Source organism: Citricoccus sp. NR2, from assembly GCF_027594385.1.
Classification (GTDB): Bacteria; Actinomycetota; Actinomycetes; order Actinomycetales; family Micrococcaceae; genus CmP2.
The window spans coordinates 367641-387953 of sequence record NZ_CP115154.1; the positions used below are offsets into that span (position 1 = coordinate 367641).

Sequence of the window (20313 nt, forward strand, 5' to 3'; positions counted from 1 at the left end):
CCACCGAACCCGAACTGGTTTCCTGACGGGCACCGGTTGCTAGGCTCGCACCATGAGTGACTCAGCTGGCACCGCATCGCAGCAACCACTAGAGGATCTTGCGCTCACCGCCGAGGACCGGGTCCTGTGCGTGGTTGCCCATCCGGACGACATGGAATACGGCACCTCCGCGGCGGTCGCCCGCTGGACGGACGAGGGCATCCCGGTCAGCTATCTGCTGCTGACCTCCGGTGAGGCCGGCATTCGGGACCTGGCCCCGGAGCGGACCGGGCCGATGCGCGCCGAGGAACAGCGCCGCGCCTGTGCCGAAGTCGGCGTCGAGGATTTGCGCATCCTGGATTTTCCGGACGGGATGCTCGAACCCACCCTCGCCCTGCGTCGCGCCATCGCTGCCACGATTCGCGAGCTGCGACCCACCGTCGTCGTCACGATGGGCTGGGCCGAAGAGGTCGCCTGGGGGCTGAACCAAGCCGACCACCGCGCCGCCGGGATCAGCGTGCTCGATGCCCTGCGCGACGCCGACAATCCGTGGGTGTTCCGCGACCTGCTGGATCATCCGCCCGAGGACCTGCACCTGCCCGCCTGGCACGTCGGCCGACTGCTGGTGTTCGGCGCCGAGCACCCCACCCACCGGCTCGAGATCACCGGGGAGCCCCTGGAACGCAGCATCCGCTCACTCGAAGCCCACCGCGGCTACCTTGAGGCGCTGCCGGATCATCCGGAACCGCGCGCCATGTTAGAGGAATTCACTCGCGACGACGACGCGACCGCGCGCACCAGCTCCCCGGTGCACGCGGTCGTTTTCCGCGTCTACCCGATGTAGATCAGGAGGTCAGCTCAGCACCAGCAGCGGGGTGAGCAGGGTGGCCAGGAACAGGTTCAGCGCCCCGCCCAACCGGGTGCTCAGCGCCGCGAACGGCATCAGGTGCATGCGATCCGCGGCCGAGAGCACCGACACGTCACCGGAACCTCCGGTATCCGCCATGATCAGCCCGGGCACGATGCTGATCTCGATGAAGTTGAACTTCAGGAACCAGCCGATCACCCCCGAGGTAATGCCCGCAATCAGTACCGTGGTGACCGTCAGGAACAGGAACGATGGGCTGGAGAGCGAATCGAGCACCTCGTTGATGTTGATGTAGGAGATGCTCACCCCCACCAGCAGGGCTGGCACCAGGGTGGCGTTGACCAGGTCGCCCCAGTCGGTGGCGGAGTCTTCCACGTCCTGCGGCAGCACGTTGAACAGCTTCACCGCGGCCACCAGGATAATGCTCCAGGCGTAGGCGTGCAGCAGTCCCACCGTCGCCCCGAGCAGGTTGCCAGCAACGAACAGGGTGGCCGCAATGGCCAGCCCCTTACCCAGGGAGATGAAGGAGGAGACCTTCCGCTTGGCCGGGAGCTTCAGATCCTCGCGCTTGCCCTGCACCCGCAGCAGCTGGCCGTTGCCGTTGAAGCCGACGAACCACTGCTTGCCGTTCTTGCCCAGCCCGTTCAGCAGTCCGGCGCAGAGGATGCAGACGATGTTCGCCAGCACGATCACCGACATCAGGTCGCCCATAAAGTCCGCGGGCGTTCCGCCGACCTGAGCCGAGTACATCTCCGACATCGGGATGGCACTGATTCCGATGCCGCCGCCCATGGCGGGGGCGGCGAACATCAGGATGCCCTCGATAAATCCGCGTCCGGTGAGGGTGGCCAGGGTGCCCACGATGAGGAAAGTCAGCAGCAGGCAACCCACCAGCGGGATGGCGAAGCGCGGTCCGGCCTTGATCAGCAGTGCCCGCGGCATGCCCATGATCGATCCGGTGATGATCGCGATCACGAAGAAGTCCAGGAACCCCTGCTCGGTGACGAACCCGGTGACGACGTCGATAATGTTCTGCGGCATCACCCCGAAGAACACCAAGATCGAGGGCACGAAGGTGCACAGAATCGTGGGCAGCCCGAAGTCACGCACCCGGGGAATCAGGTTGCCCACCCAGATCAGCACCCCGCCCAGCAGGATAGTGACGGCGAACCCGGAGACCATCGACGGAGGGATGGTGCCCAGAATGGCCGCAGTGAGCACGATCCCGGCCATCACCAGGTACACGGGCACCGGCAGTGAGGCGATCCGGGTGCGGGTGGACCCCGGATAGTGTGCTCCGCGGCGCTGGTCGGTGGGTCGAGCGACGGGGGATTCCAGCCCGGTTCCGGCCATCAGGTCCATGGCCATCGCGTCGTGAGCGAGCGTCTTGTCGGTCTGATCAGCACGGGTGTTCATCGGGACTCCTGAAGATCGAGCGCTGGCGCAGCGGCCAGCAGAGCGGTTGCCCGGCGAGAGACCTCGGCCACCGCGGCCGGGTCGATGCCGGTGTCCACCCCGGCGGCATGCAGGTGGCGGACCAGTTCCTCGGTGGCGAGGTTTCCGGCCGCACCCGGGGCGAAGGGGCAGCCTCCGTAGCCGCCGACGGCCGCATCGAAACGGCGCACCCCCACGCGCAGCGCGGCGTCGACGGTGTCCAGGGCGCGGCCGTGCGCGTTGTGCAGATGCAGGTGATAGGTCAGCTCCGGTTCCGCCGCGAGCACCGTATCCAGGCTGGCCATTACCTTCTCCGGTTCGGTGGTGCCCAGGGTGTCGGCCAGGCCGATCTCGGTGACGCCCATCGCCGCGAACTGGCGGACGATGCGCACCAGGCGCTCGGCGGGAATCTCTCCCTCGAAGGGGCAGGTGAAGGCGGTGGAGATCCCGGCGAAGAAGTGGGTGTCCGGTGCCACCGCCAGCTGCTCCCCCAGTTCGGCGATCGCGGTTTCCACCGACCGGCCGGCGTTGCGCTGGCTGTGCGCCTCCGAGGCCGAAGCCACGATCTGGATGTGTTCCGCCCCCGCATCGACTGCGCGCTGCACGCCACGGGCGTTGAGCACCAGCATGGTCAGCTCGGCGTCGGTGGTGCGTTGGAGCCCGGCGAGCACGTCCTCGCTACCGGCCATCTGCGGCACCCGCGCCGGGTTGACCATGGAGCCGATCTCCATCCGGGTCACCCCGGCGGCGGCCAGCTGCTGACCCAGGTCGATGCGCTGTTCCGGGGTCAGCACGGACTTCTCATCCTGCAGCCCGTCGCGCAGCAGCACGTCGGTGATCTGCACGGAATCGGCCTGGTGCTGTGCCTGGCTCTGTGTCTGATGTGTCGGCTGATTCGGCAGCTGATTCGGCATTGTCATCACGCTTCCGATCTCAGCGATCCGCGCCGACGACGCTGCGCCCGGTCATCTCGGCCAGCTGCTCGGTGCTGAAACCTTCCAGACCCTCCAACACCTCCGCGGTGTGTTCGCCGAGGTCGGGCCCCACCCAGCGCACCTCACCCTGGTGCCCGGGTATCTTGGGCACCACGCCGGGGAACCGGATCGGCTCCGGCTGATCCTCGACGACGACGTCGTGCACCTCGATCATGTTGCGGGCCAGGTAGTGCTCGTCCTCGGCCAGACTGGGGGCGTCATAGACCGGCCCGGCCGGCACCCCGGCCTCATTGAGGGCGTCGAGCACCTCCTTCAGATCCCGCGCCGAGGTCCACTCGGTGATCGCTCCGTTGAGTTCCTCTTCCCGGGCGCCGCGCGCCTCGGTGGTGGTCAGCGAGTCATCCTCGGCCAGATCCGGACGATCGATGGCGGTCATTAGGCGGCGGAACACCGAGTTCGAGTTCCCGCCGATCACCACTTCCAGCCCGTCACCGGTGGAGTAGGAGCCGGTGGGCACCACACCGGGCAGTCGGCCGCCGGTGCGCTGGCGCACCATGCCGTACGCGTCGTAGTCGGGTACGAGGGATTCCAGCAGGGAGAAGACCCCTTCGTAGAGGGCGACGTCGACCACTTGGCGCTGGGCCAGGGTCTGCGGGTCAGTCGAGTCAGCTGACCAGTCCGTCTCCGTCGCCTGGTTTCGTGCCGCGCGCTTCTGCGCCTTCTGGAACATCAGCATCAGTGCGCCGATCACCCCGTAGAGCCCGGCCACGGTGTCTCCCATAGAGGCCGCCGCACGGCCCGCGGGACGGTCCGGCTCACCGGTGATGTAGCGCAGCCCAGCAAAGGATTCAGCCGAGGAGCCGAAGCCGGCCCGATCACGGTACGGGCCGGTCTGCCCGTACCCGGAGATCCGCACCAGCACCAGATCGGGATTGATTTCCATCAGGGTCTCCGGGGCCAGCCCCCAGCGTTCCAGGGTGCCCGGGCGGAAGTTCTCGATCACCACGTCGGTGCTGGCCACCAGCTGCTTGATGGCTGCCTGGCCGGCGTCACTGCGCAGATCCAGTTCCACCGACTTCTTGTTCCGAGCCAGGGTGCGGAACAGCATTGAGGTCTCGCCCCGGGTTTTGCGCCAGTCGCGCAGTTCATCGCCGGATCCCGGGCGTTCAATCTTGATCACTTCGGCGCCGAAGTCGCCGAAAACGCGGGCCGCGAAGGGCGCGGCGATGAAGTTGCCGAGTTCCAGGACGCGGACGCCCTCCAACGGGGGATGATTCTCGTGAGCCACCATGGCCTGCCACCTTTCCTCGCGAGCTTCCCACTGGATGGGATGCCCTGCTTTTGGGTTGCAGGAACCGTACAGCCCCGTGATTCAGGTCACAATGATTCCGCGTGAAACTTCCCACGGTCTGGGAAAGTGGGAAACCGCGGCGCCTCAGTGGTGGGCTGCCGCGGCGATCTCGCGCGCGGCGGCCACCACGTCGTCCCCGAAATCCTCGCCCGGCGACACGGTGACACGCACCAGCGGCAGTGCGAGACAGACGGCGGCAATCAACTGTTCACCGACAATCACGGGCGCGCTCACCGAACCCAACCCTGGCGTGCGGTCGCTCTCTGCCCCGACCCAACCGCGCTCGGCGACCTCGGCCCAGGCCCGCTGGTCTCGGGCCAGAATGCGGCCGGCCGACCCGGCGGGAAGGGCCAATCGGGTCCCCAGGGGCAAGGCCGCACGCAGTTCATGGGCGCTATCAACGGTGGCCAGGCACAGACGGTGCTCGCCGCGACGCACCCACAGCTGTGCGGTCTCCCCGGTCTTTCGTTGCAATTCCCGCAGCACCGGCAACGCGGCTGCCTCCAGTGCGGAGCGGACAAAGCGCTGCCCCATCCGGAAGAGTCCGTCGCTATCGCGGCGCAGAAATCCGTGCTCCGTCATCGACATCGCCAGCCGATGCACAGTCGACACCGAAAGACCGGTGCGCCGTGCGAGTTCGGAGGCACTGCAGGAGGAAACGTCCAGAGCGTCCAGGATCTGCACGACCCGACCGAGCGTGCGGTTCGATGACGACGAGGACGATACTGACTCAGTCATGCTTCCCATTCTATGGGAACGGCCATCTCCAGCGCCAGCCTCCACGTCGTCACCTCAGCGACCTAAGCTAGGAGGAATGAGACCGGATGACTATGAGCCAAATTCCGACCACCATAGGGTGGCGATGGCGGCACAGCAGGGCCGCACCCGACTGTGGGTTCCCTATCTGCTCGCCCTCCTCATCCTCGGCGCCGCCTACACCTGGGGCGCGGTCATCTACGACCAGCTTCCCGAGATGCTGCCCACCGGCTGGGGCCCCGACGGTGAGGTCCGCGGCTGGACCGAGAAGAGCTTCGGCTCCGTGTTCACCCCCGTGATCATCGGCTCCGGAATGTTCATCCTTATCGCTTCGCTCGGTGCCATGGTTCCGGCCATGAGTCCCGGTTCACCTGATCTCACTGCCTGGGGGCGAACTCGCCTGGAGGCCGCACATCGAAGCACCATCGAGTATTTAGGGTGGGTGACCGCGCTAATTACCCTCCTGCTGGGCTGGCTCAATATGGAGACGTGGCGCATGGGCGACGGACCGGGGTCGCCGTCGATGTGGATGGTTCTCGTCATCCTCGTAGCGATCTTCATTATCGGAGGGCCGGTGTATCGTTCCCATCAACGCTGGGCGGATCGCATCGCGGAACGGCTGGGCTTGCGCCCCACCCCGGAGGAGGCCGCCGAGGACGCACTCTGGTTGCCGATGGGGCTCCACAACGACCCTGAGAATCCGGCGATGATGGTGCCGAAGCGCGAGGGTTACGGGATCGGCACCACCGTGAACGTGGGTTCGCGCAAGGGCAGAGTGGCGATCGTCGTCTTCGCCGTCGTCGTGCTGGCGCCGTTACTGCTGATCGCTCTGTCGCTCTGAGACACCTCGGCAGCCAACGATGAACGCGGTGAAAGAGGAGGTGTTGCGATGACGCCGACGCAGCCAGAGCCGACGCACACAGAGGACCCGGCAGCACGGGCCGCCGAGTACGAAGCGGCGGTCTTGGACCTCGTGACCCAGATCCCGGAAGGCCGGGCGATGACGTACGGGCTGATCGCCGAGATCGTCGCCGAGACCCTGCACCGGGGCGGGCCGCGTCAGGTCGGACGTGTCCTGTCCCACGGTCCCACCGTGAACTCCGCCGACGTTCGGGTTCCATGGTGGCGTGTCGTCAACGCCGCCGGCGCCCCGCCGACACGACTGAGAGAGACAGCCCTGGAACTTCTACGCACCGAAGGGTGCCCGTTGACTCCCGATGGACAGCGCGTGAGACTGCGCCAGGCAGTGTGGTTCCCCGAACAGGCCGCCCCTGACGATTCGGCCTGAGCCCCGTCGCCTCGTCGCGCGGAGTCGAGAGGAGTATGGCACCGTCGCCGAGCGCCCGGACTCCAATTGATACTGTGAGAAGTCTAAGCTGGCCAGCCAGGTCACCGACAGCAGTGCAAGAAGGACGACGAGTCATGTTGCCACGTGAAGAATCTGTTGAGGAATGGCTCCGCGCCGAAGTGGTGGCTTCGTATGATGAGATGCGTTCGGAGCCCTCGAGAGGCATCAGTTCCGAAAACATGCGCGCGCACCTCGCACAGCTCCACGACGGGCACGGGCACTCTCACCAGGGCCAGCAGTAGGCGACGGCCGCGAGGCTAACCATCAGTCCGGCGACGACGTCACGAGTGCGCAGCACCACCGGACGGTAGACGGTACGCGGTTTCAAACCGAATCCGCGCGATTCCAGTGAGGTGGCGATCCTTTCCGAGCGTCGCAGCGCGACGATCAGCACCGTGAACGCCAGCCGCCCGGCCTCCCGCACGCGCAGTTTCGGTGCACGTCCGTCGCCCAGCTGAGGCGCAGCACCGGCGCGCATCAGTTGGGCGGCCCTGATGGTCTGCCATTCCCGCGGCAGGTCCAACAACAGCTGGTACCCGGCGAGCACGGCGAAGGTGATCGAGGCGGGCAACTTCAGGTTCTGGTTCAGCGAGCGCATCAGCTCCACCGGTGCAGTACTGCACAGGAACAGGATCGAGGCGACCCCAATGGCCAGGGTGCGTCCCGCCAGGGCGATCCCGATCGCCACCCCGTTGTCCCGGGTGAACACGTTCACCAGGAACAGTCCGAGCGCGAACGCGATGAACGGGATGTGAGCCAACGCGAGCCAGCGCCACGGCACCTTGCCCAGCGTCAACGCGACTGCCACCAGTCCCAGCCACAGCGCGGCCGGCCGCCACGGATCCCACACCAGCAACAGCGCCAGCGAGACGACGAACAGGGTCACCAGTTTCACCGACGGGTTCCACCGGGTCAGCACCCCCGGCTCCACCAGGGTCGAGGGGTGTACGATGCGCAGCCGCTGCCGCTCCCGCCGCTTTTCCTGGGTCCGCTCCCGTTGCGTCATCGTCGCTCCCCTGCATCCACTGTGTCGGCGTCGGCGCCACAAACCGCCAGGTCGCGTCCGGGCAGCCGCACCACTCGGGTCGCCCAGGCGCGGGTGAGTTCGTCGTCGTGTGTCACCACGACCACGGCGCCGCCATCCGCCGCATACCGGGCCAGCTCCGACATCACCGCGGTGGTGCTCGCCCGGTCCAGCCCGAAGGTCGGCTCGTCCGCCAGTAGCACGGTGGGGTCTTCACGACGACGAGCCGCGAGCAGTCCGAGCGCCACCGAGAGTCGGCGCTGCTCCCCGCCGGAAAGCCGGAACGGGTTCAGCGCACCCACGTGGCCGAGCCCGAATCGATCCGCCAACTCCGTGCCCAGCGGATCCTCGCCGAGTTCATCATTCACCGTGTGGGCCAGGAACTGGTGCTCCGGGTTCTGGAACACCATCACCGGTGCCGTCCCGGTGAGCTCGCCGGCATTGCCCGATCGACCAGAGCGACCGCGCAGCCGCACCAGTCCGGCGAGCGCGGTGAGCAGGGTGGTCTTGCCGGAGCCGTTGTCCCCGCGCACCACGATCCGCTCCCCCGCTCGCACGGTGAGGTCGAGCCCGTCGAGGACCGGCGGAGTCTCAGGGTCCGGGGAAACGGTGAGCCCAGCGGCGCGCAGCAGCGCCGGGGACGCCTCGGGTGTAGGGTCCTCGGCGAGCTCAGCAAACTCAGCGAACGCTTCGGCCTTCACCCCGGGCACCCAGACGCCGCTGTTCTCCAAGCGTTGGGCGTGCTCGGACAAGACGGCGTCGGTGGGGCCATCGGCCAGGATCCGCCCGGCCTCCAGCACCACGGTGCGCGCAGGCAGTCCGGGACCTCCGGCGGAGACCGAGAGCTCATCGAGCCGGTGCTCCACCAGGATCAGGGCGCCGTCGTCACCGGTCAGCTGGGTCAACAGCTCCATCACCGCGGAGACGCCAGCGCCGTCGAGCATCGACGTGGGCTCATCGGCCAGCACCAGCCGCGGCCGGGCCGCGAGCGCGGCGACCGTGGCAATCCGCTGCACCCAGCCGCCCGAGAGGATGCGGGTGCGGTGGGAGCGCAGATGAGCCGCCCTCACGTCGCCGAGCAGCTCGGTGATCCGCCCCGGAATCTCGGCCGGATCCACCCCGTGGTTCTCCAGGGTCAGGGCGATCTCATCCTCCACCAGAGGTAGGCAGATGCTGGCGTGCGGGTCCTGGGGCACCGTGCCGATGGTCCGCGTCAGCTGTGCCACGGTGGAGCCGAGCACGGGTTCCCCGTTCACCAGGCACTCCCCGGTGAGCTCCAGGGGAACCGAGTGCGGCACCACCCCACGGATCGCGTCCAACAGGGTCGATTTCCCCGCGCCCGATGCGCCCAGCAGCAGCACCTGTTCGCCCGGCGCCACCTTGAAGTCGATGTCGTCGAGCAGCACCCGGTCGCTGCGCGGGTCCACCGCTGTGAAGCCGCGCAGCTCAACCAGAGAGCCCATCGGCTCCACCGAGTTCACCGGTTCCAGCGAGGTCATCGCGCCCGGCCGATCGCGTAGTTGTCCACCACCCCGGTGGCCTTCACCGCGCGAACTAGCACCCAGGCGAGGAGCCCACCCAGGATGATCCCGGACAGGCTGTGAATGCCCAGGCGGATCCCGAAAATTTCCTGGCCCCACCAACCGAAGCGCAACGTGGAGAACCAGAACACGAAGAACGCGCCGCAGAACCCGCTCACGGCGTAGCGGCTGATCCCGAAGCGCCTGTAGCGGCCCAGGGCGAAGGGCAGCTCGGAGCCCAGACCCTGCAACAGTGCGGACACCAGCAGCACCGGACCGACCGGGGAACCAAGAAAAACGAACTCAACGGTTGCGGCCAGAATCTCCGCCAGCACTCCCGACCCGGCTTTCCGGGTGATCGCCACCGCTAGCGGCGCCACCAACAACCAGCCGCCCTGCAGCACGTGCTGGGCCAGGTCACCGGCCGGGCCCATCAGGACCGCCAAACCGTTCCAGGCCTGAACCAGCGCCCAGTAAATGAAGCCGAAGACCACGCCCAGCACCACCAGCATCACCAGGTCCTTGAGCTGCCAGCGCCAGGGACTGTCATAGGGGTTCTTCACGACGACGCCGGAACCGGCCGAGAGGTACCGCTGCTGTGTCTGACTCATCGCGCACCTGCCTCAGCTTGAGCCGGTTCAGCGGCGGCGCTGGGCGAGTCCAGCGAGATGCTCACGTGGCTGACCACATGCGGCACCTGCTCACCCACCCGCCCCCAGGCGTTGACCACCAGCGCCAGCACCTCGGCCAGGTCCCCGCGCAGCACGGTGGCGTAGTGTTCGCTCACGACGTCGATGCCGCTGGATTTTGCCGCGTCGATCGCAGCCATGATGGGCTCCATGTGCGGCAGACCGTCGTCGGCCAGCGGGTACAACGACCAGGCTGCGACGGCGGGTAGTCCGGTGAGTTCCAGGTCGACGTGCGTCTCCGCCGGCACCTCCCCGGGCACCAGCTCACAAGCGGCCTCCCCCGGGCAGCCCCGAGAGAGCAGCAGGTGGCTGGTGAGATGCGCCCGGTTTGAGGCACGGGAGGCGGCAGCGATCAGGGTGGTGGCGTACTCGGCGAGCTGCTGGCCGGCCTCTCCGGAGCGCACTCCCACATAGGTGGAGACCTCACCGGTCTCGATCACCAGGTTCTGGAGGATTCCCCGCTGCTGCGCCGTCGTCGTGGTTTCCTCGAGGGCAGCGAGGATCACGTCGACGAAGGCGTCGGTGTGGGGGTGGATGCTGATGCGCATCCCGATCCCGATCTGCTCGGGGGTGAGGGTCTGGCCAGTCACGGTGGCCGCCTTTCCGACCACCGGAACTCTTCACAGAGCTATCGGACCACTCCCTACGCCAGTACGAACTGGATCAGGTGGATTCGGGTCTGCGGCATCTCCGCACTCTCAGCACCAGTATCGGTGCACCCCGGGGTCTACGATCCTCCACCCTAGTGCCTGCACGACGCGGTTGACCAGCCCCGATGCTAGAGACACCGGGAATCGTCATCGACATCGCGGAGTCGACGGGGCACAATCGGTGAGACGGACACCCCGCGACCAAGGAGCACCATGCGCCAGACCCACCCCGAACCGGCTACCACCGCCGTGGACGCCTTCACCCGGATCCTGGGCACCTCCCACGTGCTCACCTCGACGCGGGCCACCGCCCCGTATGTGAAGGGAAACCGTTTCGGGTCAGGGCAGGTGCTCGCCGTGCTGCGTCCGGGCAACCTGGTCGAGATCTGGCGGGCACTGCAGGTCTGCGTTGACCATGACTTGATTGTGATCCCCCAGGCGGCGAACACCGGGCTGACCGGCGGGTCCGGCCCCGGCGCTCAAGACTATGACCGGGAGATCGTGATCATCTCCACCCTGCGCATCCCGCAGATCCACCTCATTAACGACGCGCGCGAGGCGGTCAGCCTGGCCGGGGCGACCCTGTTCGAGCTGGAGCAGAAACTGGCACCTCTAAGCCGCGAACCGCACTCGGTGATCGGGTCTACCTCTATCGGCGCCTCGGTGATCGGCGGCATCGCCAACAACTCCGGCGGCAGCCAGGTGCGCAAAGGACCGGCGTTCACGGAGCACGCCGTCTTCGCGCGGGTAAACGAGCAGGGCGAGCTCGAACTCACCAACCACTTAGGCATCGATCTTGGCGAGGACCCGGAGCAGATTCTGGACGCGCTACAGCAGGGACGCTGGAACCCCGACGATGTGACCGCCCCTCCGGAGGACACCCGGGCTACCGACTACGCGGAGCATGTGCGGCAGATCGTGCCGAGCCCGGCACGGTTCAACGCCGACCCGACCTTCCTCCATGAGGCATCCGGCAGTGCGGGCAAAATCATGACCTTCGCCGTGCGCACCCGCACCTTCCCGCAGGACGAGCGCACCACCACCTACTACATCGGCACCGACAGCCCCGCCGAGCTCGAGCGACTGCGGCGAACGATCCTCAGCTCGGAGGATCAGCTGCCGATTTCCGGAGAGTACATGGGCCGTGAGGCGTTCGATCTGGCGGCGAAGTACGGCAAAGACACGTTCATGGGCCTGAAGTACGCCGGCAGCCAGCAGGTGCGTCGGCTGTTCGCGCTGAAAAGCTGGGCCAACGGTGTCTTCGCGAAGGTCCCCTTCTTCGGGCCGACGGTCGCCGACACCATCGCTCAGAAAACCTTCGCCCTACTGCCGCAGCAGCTGCCGAAGCGCATGCTCGAGTACCGTGACCGGTTCGAGCATCACCTGGTGATGGTGGTCAGCGGTCAGGACGAGGAGGCCATGACTCGCCTGTTGACCGAATTCTTCGACGACGCCGAGAACCACGGCGGCTACTTCACCTGCACGAGCGACGAGGCACAGAGCGCGATGCTGCTGCGCTTCGGTGCGGCCAGCGCCATGACGCGCTACTTCAACCTGCACCGCAAGGAATCCTCCGAGATGATCACCTTCGACGTCGCTCTGCGCCGTGATGACGACGACTGGCTGGAGGTACTGCCCGAGGAGATCGCCGATCAGCTGTCGGTGAGTTCCTACTATGGGCACTTCTTCTGCCATGTGTTGCATCAGGATCATGTGGCAAAGAAGGGCGTGGACCCGGTGGCACTGAAGAAGAGGATGATGGCGCTACTGGAAGAACGCGGCGCTGCGATTCCGGCCGAGCACAACTACGGTCGGCTCTACGAACTGCCGGACGATCTGGAAGCGCACTTCCGGGAACTGGATCCGACCAACATGTTCAATCCGGGCATCGGCGGCACGTCCCCGCACCGCGACTGGAGCCGGTGAAATCGGCAACGAACCCTGGTGAAATTGACGACGAGAGCCGGGGAAATCGGCAACGAACCCCGGTGAAATCGGCAACGAGGCGGTATAGTTAAGACATGACAACGCCCTTGATCCACCGCAACGTCACCGCTTTAGCCGAAGAAACTCTGGCTGACACCCCCATCACCGTCATCAGCGGAGCACGACAAGTCGGCAAGAGCACCCTCATGCATGAGCTGTTGCGTGACCGCCGCTCACGCATCGTGAACCTAGACGATGTCACCGATCGCCAGGCTGCCACCGAAGATCCGGATGGATTCGCTCGACAGTTCCCCGAAGGCATTCTGGCCATAGACGAGATTCAACGCGTCCCGGACCTGCTCATCGCGATCAAAGCGGCCGTCGATCTTGATCGTCGACCCGGTCGCTTCATCGTCACCAGCTCGGCGGATCTGCTCACGATGAAAGGCTCACAGGAATCACTGGCGGGCCGCGCCGAGACGATCCCCCTGGAGGGGTTCAGTCAGGATGAACTCGCTCAGCACCCAGCGGATTTCGCTTCCTATATCTGGTCCCTGCCTCAAGGGACCGCGCCGGCCGATCAACCTGGATACTCACGACGGGACTATCTCTCCTTGGCCATCTCCTCCGGCTACCCGGAGGCACACGCACGCTCCGAACGGGCGAAGGAACGTTGGCTCTCCAGTTACCTCGAGCGCCTCCTGGCCAAAGACTCCCCAGACGTCGTGCATCTCCAATATCCCGACCGGCTGCTCACGTTGCTCACCCTCATCGCAGCCAGAAATTCCGGAGAGTTCGTCGCTTCCCGCGTCGCGCGCGAAATCGATGTACCGGCCCGCTCGCTACCGGCGTATCTGCAGGCGCTGCGGAGCATCTTCCTGATCCGAGTCGTTCCGGGTTGGTCCAACAACGTGGCCAACCGCGCGGTATCGATTCCCAAGGTGTCTCTGGCCGACACCGGGCTCGCAGCCCACCTTGCCGAGGTCGACATCGATGGCCTCGAACGCGCCGTCTCAGACCCGCTCACGGGCGGCCTCGTCGAAGGGTTCGTGCTGGGCGAACTCGAGAAACAGCGAGCCTGGTCGTCGAAGCGAACGCGAATCTACCACTATCGCGACGACCACAGTCGCGAGGTGGACATCATCCTCGAAGATCGGAAACGCGATGTCGTCGGCCTGGAGGTGAAGGCAACAACGAGCCCCCGCAGCGACCATTTCAAAGGGCTCCGTTATCTCCGCGATCGCCTCGGATCGCGATTCACCGCTGGCGTCGTGCTCCACACCGGAGAACGCGCTGTGCCTTTCGGGGATCGACTCTGGGGACTGCCGATCTCCACGCTCTGGAACCACTGAACGGCGGCGGACTGGGACAGCACGTTACGAGAATCTGACGGAGTTTCTGAGTCGATCTGACAGGATGCACTCAGCACACCTGCAGGTTCTCAAGGAGCGACAATGGCGAATACGACCCCACCCATCCCGAACGGTAGCGCCGCAGCCGCGGCGTCGAGAGAGGGCGAGGACCGTTCCGCACGCATCGCCGTCACCCTGTTCCCAGCGATCATTATCGCCGCGTTCCTCATCGGGTTCCTTTTCCCCACCCAGATGGCCCCGTTGGCCACCTATACGAACGTGGCACTCGGCGTCATCATGTTCGCCATGGGGATCACCCTGACGGTGCCGGACTTCGCCCTGGTCGCCAAGAGGCCGCTGCCGATCCTGCTGGGCGTGGTGGCCCAGTACGTCATCATGCCTTCCCTCGCCGTGGCGTTAGTGTTCGTGTTCCAACTGCCCGCCGAGCTCGCGATCGGTGTCATCCTGGTGGGCTGTGCCCCGGGCGGCACCTCGTCGAACGTGATCACCTACCTGGCCAAGGGTGATGTGGCACTGTCGGTGACGATGACCTCGGTGTCCACGCTGCTGGCCCCGATCTTCACCCCGCTGCTGACCCTGTGGCTGGCAGGCACACTGCTACCCGTCGACGCCGGGGCGATGGCGATCTCCATCGTGCAGATGGTGCTGATTCCGATCGTCGCCGGGCTGCTGGTGCGCTGGTTGCTGCGTTCCTGGGTGGACCGGGTGCTCCCGGCACTGCCGTGGGTGTCCGTGCTGGGCATCTCCTACGTGGTGGTGGCGGTCGTCTCCGGCTCGGCGGACAGCATCGTGGAAGCCGGGCTGCTGGTGCTGCTCGTCGTGGTGCTGCACAACGCTTTCGGCTACATGCTCGGCTACGTCGCGGCCCGGCTGTTCCGCTACCCGGAGCGGGTGGCACGCACGACGGCGGTGGAGGTCGGCATGCAGAACTCCGGTCTCGCCGCCACGCTGGCCGCCGCACACTTCAGCCCGGTGGCGGCCCTGCCGGCCGCGGTGTTCAGCGTGTGGCACAACATCTCCGGCGGTTTATTGGCGCTGTTCTTCCGCGCCCGCTCAGCACGCCATGAGAAGCGCGCCCGCTCCGTCGACAGCTAGATCGCGAGGCGGGCCAAGCCCACCATGGTGGAGACACATGATGTTCATGAGGGGATTCGGCGTCGCCCTTGTTTCAACGCACCAACGTAGGTCACGGCGTCCCCGCCACTCGGAAAATCTGCCCGTTACGAGGCATCTCTGTCAATGCGTTTGCGGTGGGGTCTTTCGCCAAAGGCGTCCACGCCGGGTCCAGCTCGCCCACGTCCAGGCCTCCCCATACAAATGGAATCCCCGCAGCCGCGTCTACCCGGGCACGATCCATCAGTTGCACATGCAGGTGCGGCTCAGTGGTGTTCCCGGTGTTGCCCACTTCGGCTAGAAGCTCCCCGGCTTCTACTCGCTGCCCAGGAACCACGGCGACGGAGTCGCGGCGGAGGTGCGCATAGGCGGCGAAAGTTCCGTCCTCGTGTTGCACCACCACACGGTTGCCGAGCACAGCTCGAGACCCCGCAATCAGTTCACGAACCGTGCCTTCGACAATGAGCATCCAGACCAACCCGATCCAGGTGTTGCGAGCCCTTTTGTCACGTTGCCCGTCGGATGCCTGCAGCACTGTTCCGCCAGCCATGGCGTAGACAGGCTCACCGAAGCATGTAAATTCTTCTGGGCGCGTGCCACGCAAGGCCATGCGCACGCCGGCCGGGTTGACCTTCGTCGTCATGTCTTCGGCAACCGTTGGATGCGAGAGATCCACGGCATAGCGCTGTCCACGAGTCGCAGTTCCATGACTTGGCACCTGCTGACCAGGGCTGTTCGTTGCGAGCCACCGACCGTGCACCGGCGCCCGGAGCACGGCTGGCGCGCTCGTATTCCCCACGGGAGCCGTCCGAGAGAGCAAGTACCCGACAAGCACCAGTCCGATCACGGCGAGAACCCAGACAATACCTCCGGGCGGGTCGAACAGACCGGTCACATCAGCGACGATCAGAAGCACCCCCATCAGCATCATCAATCGCCACAACGGGCGAAGGGTAGAGAGTGTTCGCCGAAGAGAGTTCTCTACCGGAGCCTGATCACGCGTCACTCGATGTTTCTCCTCGGTATCGTCTCCGCTGACGCAATCACTCAGTTTCATGTTGACCAGGCCCCGTTCTCTGTTTGGACGTGCGCGACCATTCGGCGAATCCTGCTGTCAGCTGCCAAACGGCCAAAGTCGCTGACATTCAACCGGGGCCCGGCGCCACGGTGATTGATAGGACTTAGCGTATAACGAACTGCGAACGCACCCTCATGCACCACCGATTGTTCAACGCTGACATCGTAGCGGCGTTTGGTCCGGCGAAAGCGTCGGATCTGTTCAACCGTCTCCGTCGCGGTTTTGACACGATGGTTGACGCGCATCATGGCGTCTTCGGTGTGGAACATGTCGATTACCGCCTGCGGATCCATCGACTCGTCATCACTCAATTCGTTATATTGAGTCAAGTACGAAGTCACATCATTGGTGACACCGGTTTTGGGGCGGGCCCCCCGTGACCCGCACTGTCTGCTTCCATCATCGATGCGGGATCTTGCCATACGTAGCTCGTGCGTTCAGTAAGGTGCTCTTCAGAAACCGCACTTGGGGATCTTGGGCCGCCCTTGCCAGGTCTTCGCGCCACTGATGCGCGCCATGTGGGCAGTGATAGCGGCCCACCCGGACTCACAAAGTGGTGGGTCGGTGACCGAAGGGCTCATAAGCCAGACGCCGGGCACTGGTGCCTCGTGAGCTGGCCTGTCCTCCGCAGTGGTGACACCACGGATCTCGGTGAGCCCGGCGGCATTCCAAGACACCCGTGTCGGGGCCCAGAAACTGGCCAGTGGCTTCGAGGCTGAGTTCGTCGACTCTGCTGAATGCGCTCAGGTCAGGGGCAGAGAACCTCTGCTGGGACATCTCGAGGTCTTTCGGATGATGAGTGTAGGAACTTCCATCATCGGAAGGCCTCGACTTTTATCCAGGGCCCGCCACGCCCGCCTTCGGCCTCAACCCTGATCTACCCACTCAAATGCGAAGAGCCCCCCATCGTCTAAGACTTATGTCAACGGGGTTTCAGAATCCGAGCCAGCCTGCTAACCATCGTCGTCTCTTTTCCGGCGGTCCAGAGCCGGCATGCCGAGCGGCGCCTGAAAACCGCAGCAGGTATGACGCCGAGGGTCCTACGTAGATGCGGTGAGCTCTTCATTCGTGAACAATGGGAGGAGATCACCCCACGGAAGGATCCACATGGCAGAGCACCAGTTCGGTTTCCGCACGCGAGCACTCCACGCCGGGGCCGTCCCCGACGCCGTCCACGGTTCGCGCGCCGTCCCGGTTCACCAGACCACCTCCTACGTTTTTGAGTCGGCCGACGACGCCGCCAACCTGTTCGCCCTGCAGAAGTACGGCAACATCTACTCCCGCATCGGCAACCCGACAGTGGCAGCCTTCGAGGAGCGCATGGCGTCTCTGGAAGGCGGGATCGGCGCGGTCGCCACCGCTTCCGGCATGGCCGCCGAATTCGTCACCTTCGCCGCCCTCGCCGGCGCCGGGGACCACATCGTGGCCTCCTCCCAGCTCTACGGCGGTACCGTCACGCAGCTGGATGTCTCCCTGCGCCGCTTCGGCATCGAGACCACCTTCGTAAACTCCACCGAAGCCGCTGACTTCGAAGCAGCCATTCAGGAGAACACCAAGGCGGTGTACACCGAGATCGTGTCCAACCCCAAGGGCGACATCGTGGACCTGCGCGGGCTGGCTGACGTCGCGCACGCCGCCGGAGTGCCGCTGATCGTGGACTCCACCCTGACCCCGCCGTACCTGATCCGCCCCTTCGAGCACGGCGCAGACATCATCATCCATTCCGCCACCAAGTTCCTGGGCGGCCACGGCACCACCCTGGGCGGCGTCGTCGTCGAGTCGGGCCTGTTCCCGTGGGACAACGGCAAGTTCCCAGCCATGACGGAACCGGTGGCCTCCTACGGTGGCGTGTCCTGGTGGGGCAACTTCGGCGAGTACGGCTTCCTCACCAAGCTGCGCTCCGAGCAGCTGCGCGACTTCGGCCCGTCGCTGGCACCGCAGTCGGCGTTCCAGCTGATGATCGGCATCGAGACCCTCGCCCAGCGCATGGACGCCCACCTGGCCAACGCCCAGCGGGTGGCCGAATGGCTCGAGGCCGACGAGCGCGTGGCCTACGTCAACTACGCCGGGCTGCCCTCCAGCCCGTTCCACGAGCGCGGCAAAGAACTGCTGCCGCTGGGCGTGGGCTCCGTGTTCAGCTTCGGGGTGAAGGGCGGCCGCGCTGCCGGCGAAGAGTTCATCGCGAACCTGCAGCTGGCCAGCCATCTGGCCAACATCGGCGACGCCAAGACCCTGGTGCTGCACCCGGGATCCACCACCCATCAACAGCTCGCCGCAGAACAGCTCGAGCAGGCCGGCATCCCCGAGGACATGATCCGCATCTCGGTGGGCATCGAGGACGTCGAGGACATCCTGTGGGATCTCGACCAGGCCCTCACAGCTGCCGTGAATGCCGACGCTTCCACCCACGATGACGAGGAGGTCTCCGCATGAGCACCGCGATTCCCGACCGCACCTGGACCGGCCCGTCCGCCCCGCAACGACTGGACATCCTGCGCCGCACGAAGTCCATCGCCATCGTGGGCGCCTCGGACAAGCCGGCCCGCGCCTCGTACTTCGTAGCTACCTACCTGCTGAGTTCCACCACCTACGACGTGTACTTCATCAATCCGATTCTGGCCGAGAAGGGCGGAACGATCCTGGGCCACCAGGTGTACCCCTCACTGGCGGATCTGCCGGTCGTGCCAGACCTGGTGGAGGTGTTCCGCAAAGCCGAAGACACCCCCGGCATCGTGGAAGAATCCCACGCCGTCGGTGCCAAGACCGTGTGGCTGCAGCTGGGCATCTGGAACGAGGACGCCGCCCATCTGGCCGAGAGCTACGACATGGACATCGTGATGGACCGCTGCGTGAAGATCGAGCACGCCCGCTTCCACGGCGGCCTGAACCTGGCCGGATTCAACACCGGCGTCATCTCCTCAAAGCGCCAGCAGCTGGACCGCTGACCGAACCACGTGCGGACAAGAACGGAGCCCCGGTGGTCGATCGACCACCGGGGCTCCGTCTATTCATCACTCACACCTTGAAGAGGTAGTACCTACTCTAAGAATCGAACCTGGGACGGGGCTTGGGTTCGGCTGTTCACTGCCTGCCAATGTCCGGCGATGGCCGATTCGTCAGTCCGGTATGGTCCTGCGTCCGGGTCCACGCATGAGCAGAGCCCCGAGATCTATGGACCGTCGGGGCTCTGCCTGTTCATCACTCACACCTTGAAGAGGTAGTTACCACTCTAAAGACCGATGCTGAGCACCACCATTGGTCCACCTGGAGAACGATGGTGAGATTCCTGAGAGAAGCGTGGGAACGACGAACGGTGGGCGTCTGCTGGGCAGACAATCACGCCGCAAAACCCGCCAGCAGCCCGGTCTGCACGTGGCAGTTTCGGTAGCGGAAGATCGCCTGCCCGCGCTCGATCACGAACACCTCGTGGGTGAGCTTAAGGTGCCCGCCGCCGTGCTCCCCGAGATAACGCAGCGCCACCAGCTCATCCCGCAGTCCTGGTCACGGGGCGACCCCCTCGTCGTCCAGCACACGAACGTTACGATTGGCAAGACAACCGATACCCTCACCGTCATCCCGCAGAAACTTCATACCCCGACGCAGCACAGGCTCAACTTCCTCCACATACATAGTCCGCTCCGCGCCTCGGGTTTCAGACCAGTCCTGACCTGAGCGGATCAGACACGCATGGTGCACCTGGCGCACAGTGACGATCTCGCCGTCGAGATGGCGCTCCCCCTGCAGACGCAACCAGCGGGTCCCGCTGGGCGGCCAGCAACCGATCTCGGACGCTGCCCCAATAACCGTGCTCCAAAATTTCGCCACTCAGCCCGGTGGCCACTTCTGCCACGCCCTGAATGTGTTCGGATAAGTATAGGGGCTCTTCCCAGATGAGGGTGTAGGTCAGCCGAGCGCGTCGGTCCGCAGGTAGACGTCGAGGTCTCCCGACGATGGAGGTTCCTACGCCATCCATCCGAAAGACCTCGACGTGTCCGACGCTACCCCGCCGGCCGGCTTCGGCCGCCCTGACCTGACCGCCTTCGCGTCTTATCCCAATCGACTCTGATCGGGTCTGCTGATGCTCTCGACGAGAACGCAGCGACATCACAGCCACCCAACCCCGACCGTCCGGGAAGCCGGGACACGTCACATGGCCTGTGCTGCGGGCGTGTCGAGTGGGTCGTCCAGGGGGCGACGCAGGAGCGTCGACGCGACGTGCTGAGAGGTGGTTCCAGTCGAGCACTAGCACACCGGCTACAGGCATGGCGA

At 65.4% G+C, this 20313-nt stretch carries 21 protein-coding genes and 1 riboswitch; of the genes, 8 read left to right on the plus strand and 13 right to left on the minus strand.

The features are described from left to right. Positions 1 to 52 precede the first annotated feature (52 nt). Complete coding sequence (locus O1A05_RS01715) at positions 53 to 823, plus strand: PIG-L deacetylase family protein (RefSeq protein ID WP_270106377.1); 771 nt, start codon at positions 53 to 55, stop codon at positions 821 to 823. Between the two features lie 9 nt (positions 824 to 832). On the opposite strand, the gene O1A05_RS01720 is transcribed toward O1A05_RS01715, so the two are convergent. The 4 genes from O1A05_RS01720 to O1A05_RS01735 all read right to left on the minus strand — a co-directional run bounded on the left by O1A05_RS01720 (position 833) and on the right by O1A05_RS01735 (position 5305). After that, on the minus strand, positions 833 to 2263 hold the full coding sequence (locus O1A05_RS01720; RefSeq protein ID WP_270106378.1) for a 2-hydroxycarboxylate transporter family protein: 1431 nt from the start codon (positions 2261 to 2263) through the stop codon (positions 833 to 835). Continuing rightward, complete coding sequence (locus tag O1A05_RS01725) at positions 2260 to 3195, minus strand: hydroxymethylglutaryl-CoA lyase (protein WP_270106379.1); 936 nt, start codon at positions 3193 to 3195, stop codon at positions 2260 to 2262. The genes O1A05_RS01720 and O1A05_RS01725 overlap by 4 nt, the downstream gene beginning before the upstream one ends. A 19-nt stretch (positions 3196 to 3214) precedes the next feature. Beyond that, positions 3215 to 4507, minus strand: a complete 1293-nt coding sequence (locus tag O1A05_RS01730; protein WP_270106380.1) for a CaiB/BaiF CoA transferase family protein — start codon at positions 4505 to 4507, stop codon at positions 3215 to 3217. A gap of 144 nt (positions 4508 to 4651) precedes the next feature. Continuing rightward, a complete protein-coding gene (locus tag O1A05_RS01735; protein WP_270106381.1) occupies positions 4652 to 5305 on the minus strand; it encodes an IclR family transcriptional regulator in 654 nt (217 codons plus the stop codon). 124 nt (positions 5306 to 5429) lie between these two features. Here O1A05_RS01735 and O1A05_RS01740 point away from each other — a divergent pair, with 124 nt between their 5' ends. Both O1A05_RS01740 and O1A05_RS01745 read left to right on the plus strand, forming a co-directional pair. Then, positions 5430 to 6164, plus strand: a complete 735-nt coding sequence (locus O1A05_RS01740) for a DUF1648 domain-containing protein (RefSeq protein ID WP_270106382.1) — start codon at positions 5430 to 5432, stop codon at positions 6162 to 6164. Between the two features lie 48 nt (positions 6165 to 6212). After that, the gene (locus O1A05_RS01745) at positions 6213 to 6611 is read left to right on the plus strand and encodes an MGMT family protein (RefSeq protein ID WP_270106383.1); all 399 of its coding nucleotides are present in this window, start codon (positions 6213 to 6215) and stop codon (positions 6609 to 6611) included. 283 nt (positions 6612 to 6894) lie between these two features. Here the strand turns inward: O1A05_RS01745 and O1A05_RS01750 are convergent, their stop codons facing one another. From O1A05_RS01750 to O1A05_RS01765, 4 genes are read right to left on the minus strand one after another with little or no spacing between them, the layout of a single operon-like run. Then, entirely contained in the window at positions 6895 to 7677 is a 783-nt protein-coding gene (locus O1A05_RS01750; RefSeq protein WP_270106384.1) for an energy-coupling factor transporter transmembrane component T family protein, read from the minus strand. After that, complete coding sequence (locus tag O1A05_RS01755) at positions 7674 to 9194, minus strand: ABC transporter ATP-binding protein (protein ID WP_270106385.1); 1521 nt, start codon at positions 9192 to 9194, stop codon at positions 7674 to 7676. The genes O1A05_RS01750 and O1A05_RS01755 overlap by 4 nt, the downstream gene beginning before the upstream one ends. Beyond that, entirely contained in the window at positions 9191 to 9826 is a 636-nt protein-coding gene (locus O1A05_RS01760; protein WP_270106386.1) for an ECF transporter S component, read from the minus strand. The genes O1A05_RS01755 and O1A05_RS01760 overlap by 4 nt, the downstream gene beginning before the upstream one ends. Further along, the gene (locus O1A05_RS01765; RefSeq protein WP_270106387.1) at positions 9823 to 10494 is read right to left on the minus strand and encodes a YkoF family thiamine/hydroxymethylpyrimidine-binding protein; all 672 of its coding nucleotides are present in this window, start codon (positions 10492 to 10494) and stop codon (positions 9823 to 9825) included. Before O1A05_RS01765 ends, O1A05_RS01760 begins: the two co-directional genes overlap by 4 nt. 32 nt (positions 10495 to 10526) lie before the next feature. Next, positions 10527 to 10637, minus strand: a riboswitch (TPP riboswitch). A 130-nt stretch (positions 10638 to 10767) separates the two neighbouring features. Between O1A05_RS01765 and dld the strand changes: the two genes are divergently transcribed. The 3 genes from dld to O1A05_RS01780 all read left to right on the plus strand — a co-directional run bounded on the left by dld (position 10768) and on the right by O1A05_RS01780 (position 14948). Further along, entirely contained in the window at positions 10768 to 12480 is a 1713-nt protein-coding gene (dld, locus tag O1A05_RS01770; protein WP_270106388.1) for a D-lactate dehydrogenase, read from the plus strand. A 95-nt stretch (positions 12481 to 12575) separates the two neighbouring features. After that, positions 12576 to 13832 (plus strand): ATP-binding protein, encoded by a 1257-nt coding sequence (locus tag O1A05_RS01775; protein WP_270106389.1) that lies wholly within the window; start codon positions 12576 to 12578, stop codon positions 13830 to 13832. Between the two features lie 102 nt (positions 13833 to 13934). After that, positions 13935 to 14948: a bile acid:sodium symporter family protein gene (locus O1A05_RS01780; RefSeq protein WP_270106390.1), complete on the plus strand. Its 1014-nt coding sequence runs from the start codon at positions 13935 to 13937 to the stop codon at positions 14946 to 14948. Positions 14949 to 15039: 91 nt separating this feature from the next. Here O1A05_RS01780 and O1A05_RS01785 read toward each other — a convergent pair whose 3' ends face one another. Then, positions 15040 to 15882: a M23 family metallopeptidase gene (locus O1A05_RS01785; RefSeq protein ID WP_270106391.1), complete on the minus strand. Its 843-nt coding sequence runs from the start codon at positions 15880 to 15882 to the stop codon at positions 15040 to 15042. A 137-nt stretch (positions 15883 to 16019) separates the two neighbouring features. Further along, positions 16020 to 16373: a hypothetical protein gene (locus O1A05_RS01790; protein WP_270106392.1), complete on the minus strand. Its 354-nt coding sequence runs from the start codon at positions 16371 to 16373 to the stop codon at positions 16020 to 16022. A gap of 778 nt (positions 16374 to 17151) precedes the next feature. On the opposite strand from O1A05_RS01790, the gene O1A05_RS01795 reads away from it, so the two are divergent. Together O1A05_RS01795 and O1A05_RS01800 are read left to right on the plus strand one after the other, a co-directional pair. After that, on the plus strand, positions 17152 to 18477 hold the full coding sequence (locus O1A05_RS01795; protein WP_270106393.1) for an O-acetylhomoserine aminocarboxypropyltransferase/cysteine synthase family protein: 1326 nt from the start codon (positions 17152 to 17154) through the stop codon (positions 18475 to 18477). Beyond that, a complete protein-coding gene (locus O1A05_RS01800) occupies positions 18474 to 18989 on the plus strand; it encodes a CoA-binding protein (RefSeq protein ID WP_270106394.1) in 516 nt (171 codons plus the stop codon). The genes O1A05_RS01795 and O1A05_RS01800 overlap by 4 nt, the downstream gene beginning before the upstream one ends. A 391-nt stretch (positions 18990 to 19380) precedes the next feature. On the opposite strand, the gene O1A05_RS15665 is transcribed toward O1A05_RS01800, so the two are convergent. Genes O1A05_RS15665 through O1A05_RS15675 form a run of 3 tightly spaced genes read right to left on the minus strand, consistent with a single transcriptional unit; the run spans position 19381 to position 20308 of the window. Further along, complete coding sequence (locus O1A05_RS15665; RefSeq protein WP_442867650.1) at positions 19381 to 19524, minus strand: hypothetical protein; 144 nt, start codon at positions 19522 to 19524, stop codon at positions 19381 to 19383. A gap of 21 nt (positions 19525 to 19545) precedes the next feature. Then, entirely contained in the window at positions 19546 to 19749 is a 204-nt protein-coding gene (locus tag O1A05_RS15670) for a phenylacetaldoxime dehydratase family protein (RefSeq protein ID WP_442867651.1), read from the minus strand. Next, entirely contained in the window at positions 19697 to 20308 is a 612-nt protein-coding gene (locus O1A05_RS15675) for a phenylacetaldoxime dehydratase family protein (protein ID WP_442867652.1), read from the minus strand. The genes O1A05_RS15670 and O1A05_RS15675 overlap by 53 nt, the downstream gene beginning before the upstream one ends. Positions 20309 to 20313: the final 5 nt, after the last annotated feature.

Coding starts and splice junctions, on each gene's coding strand:
- O1A05_RS01715 (WP_270106377.1), top strand. CDS start 53: ATGAGTGACTCAGCTGGCACCGCATCGCAGCAACCACTAGAGGATCTT.
- O1A05_RS01720 (WP_270106378.1), bottom strand. CDS start 2,263: ATGAACACCCGTGCTGATCAGACCGACAAGACGCTCGCTCACGACGCG.
- O1A05_RS01725 (WP_270106379.1), bottom strand. CDS start 3,195: ATGCCGAATCAGCTGCCGAATCAGCCGACACATCAGACACAGAGCCAG.
- O1A05_RS01730 (WP_270106380.1), bottom strand. CDS start 4,507: ATGGTGGCTCACGAGAATCATCCCCCGTTGGAGGGCGTCCGCGTCCTG.
- O1A05_RS01735 (WP_270106381.1), bottom strand. CDS start 5,305: ATGACTGAGTCAGTATCGTCCTCGTCGTCATCGAACCGCACGCTCGGT.
- O1A05_RS01740 (WP_270106382.1), top strand. CDS start 5,430: ATGGCGGCACAGCAGGGCCGCACCCGACTGTGGGTTCCCTATCTGCTC.
- O1A05_RS01745 (WP_270106383.1), top strand. CDS start 6,213: ATGACGCCGACGCAGCCAGAGCCGACGCACACAGAGGACCCGGCAGCA.
- O1A05_RS01750 (WP_270106384.1), bottom strand. CDS start 7,677: ATGACGCAACGGGAGCGGACCCAGGAAAAGCGGCGGGAGCGGCAGCGG.
- O1A05_RS01755 (WP_270106385.1), bottom strand. CDS start 9,194: ATGACCTCGCTGGAACCGGTGAACTCGGTGGAGCCGATGGGCTCTCTG.
- O1A05_RS01760 (WP_270106386.1), bottom strand. CDS start 9,826: ATGAGTCAGACACAGCAGCGGTACCTCTCGGCCGGTTCCGGCGTCGTC.
- dld (WP_270106388.1), top strand. CDS start 10,768: ATGCGCCAGACCCACCCCGAACCGGCTACCACCGCCGTGGACGCCTTC.
- O1A05_RS01775 (WP_270106389.1), top strand. CDS start 12,576: ATGACAACGCCCTTGATCCACCGCAACGTCACCGCTTTAGCCGAAGAA.
- O1A05_RS01780 (WP_270106390.1), top strand. CDS start 13,935: ATGGCGAATACGACCCCACCCATCCCGAACGGTAGCGCCGCAGCCGCG.
- O1A05_RS01795 (WP_270106393.1), top strand. CDS start 17,152: ATGGCAGAGCACCAGTTCGGTTTCCGCACGCGAGCACTCCACGCCGGG.
- O1A05_RS01800 (WP_270106394.1), top strand. CDS start 18,474: ATGAGCACCGCGATTCCCGACCGCACCTGGACCGGCCCGTCCGCCCCG.
- O1A05_RS15675 (WP_442867652.1), bottom strand. CDS start 20,308: ATGCCTGTAGCCGGTGTGCTAGTGCTCGACTGGAACCACCTCTCAGCA.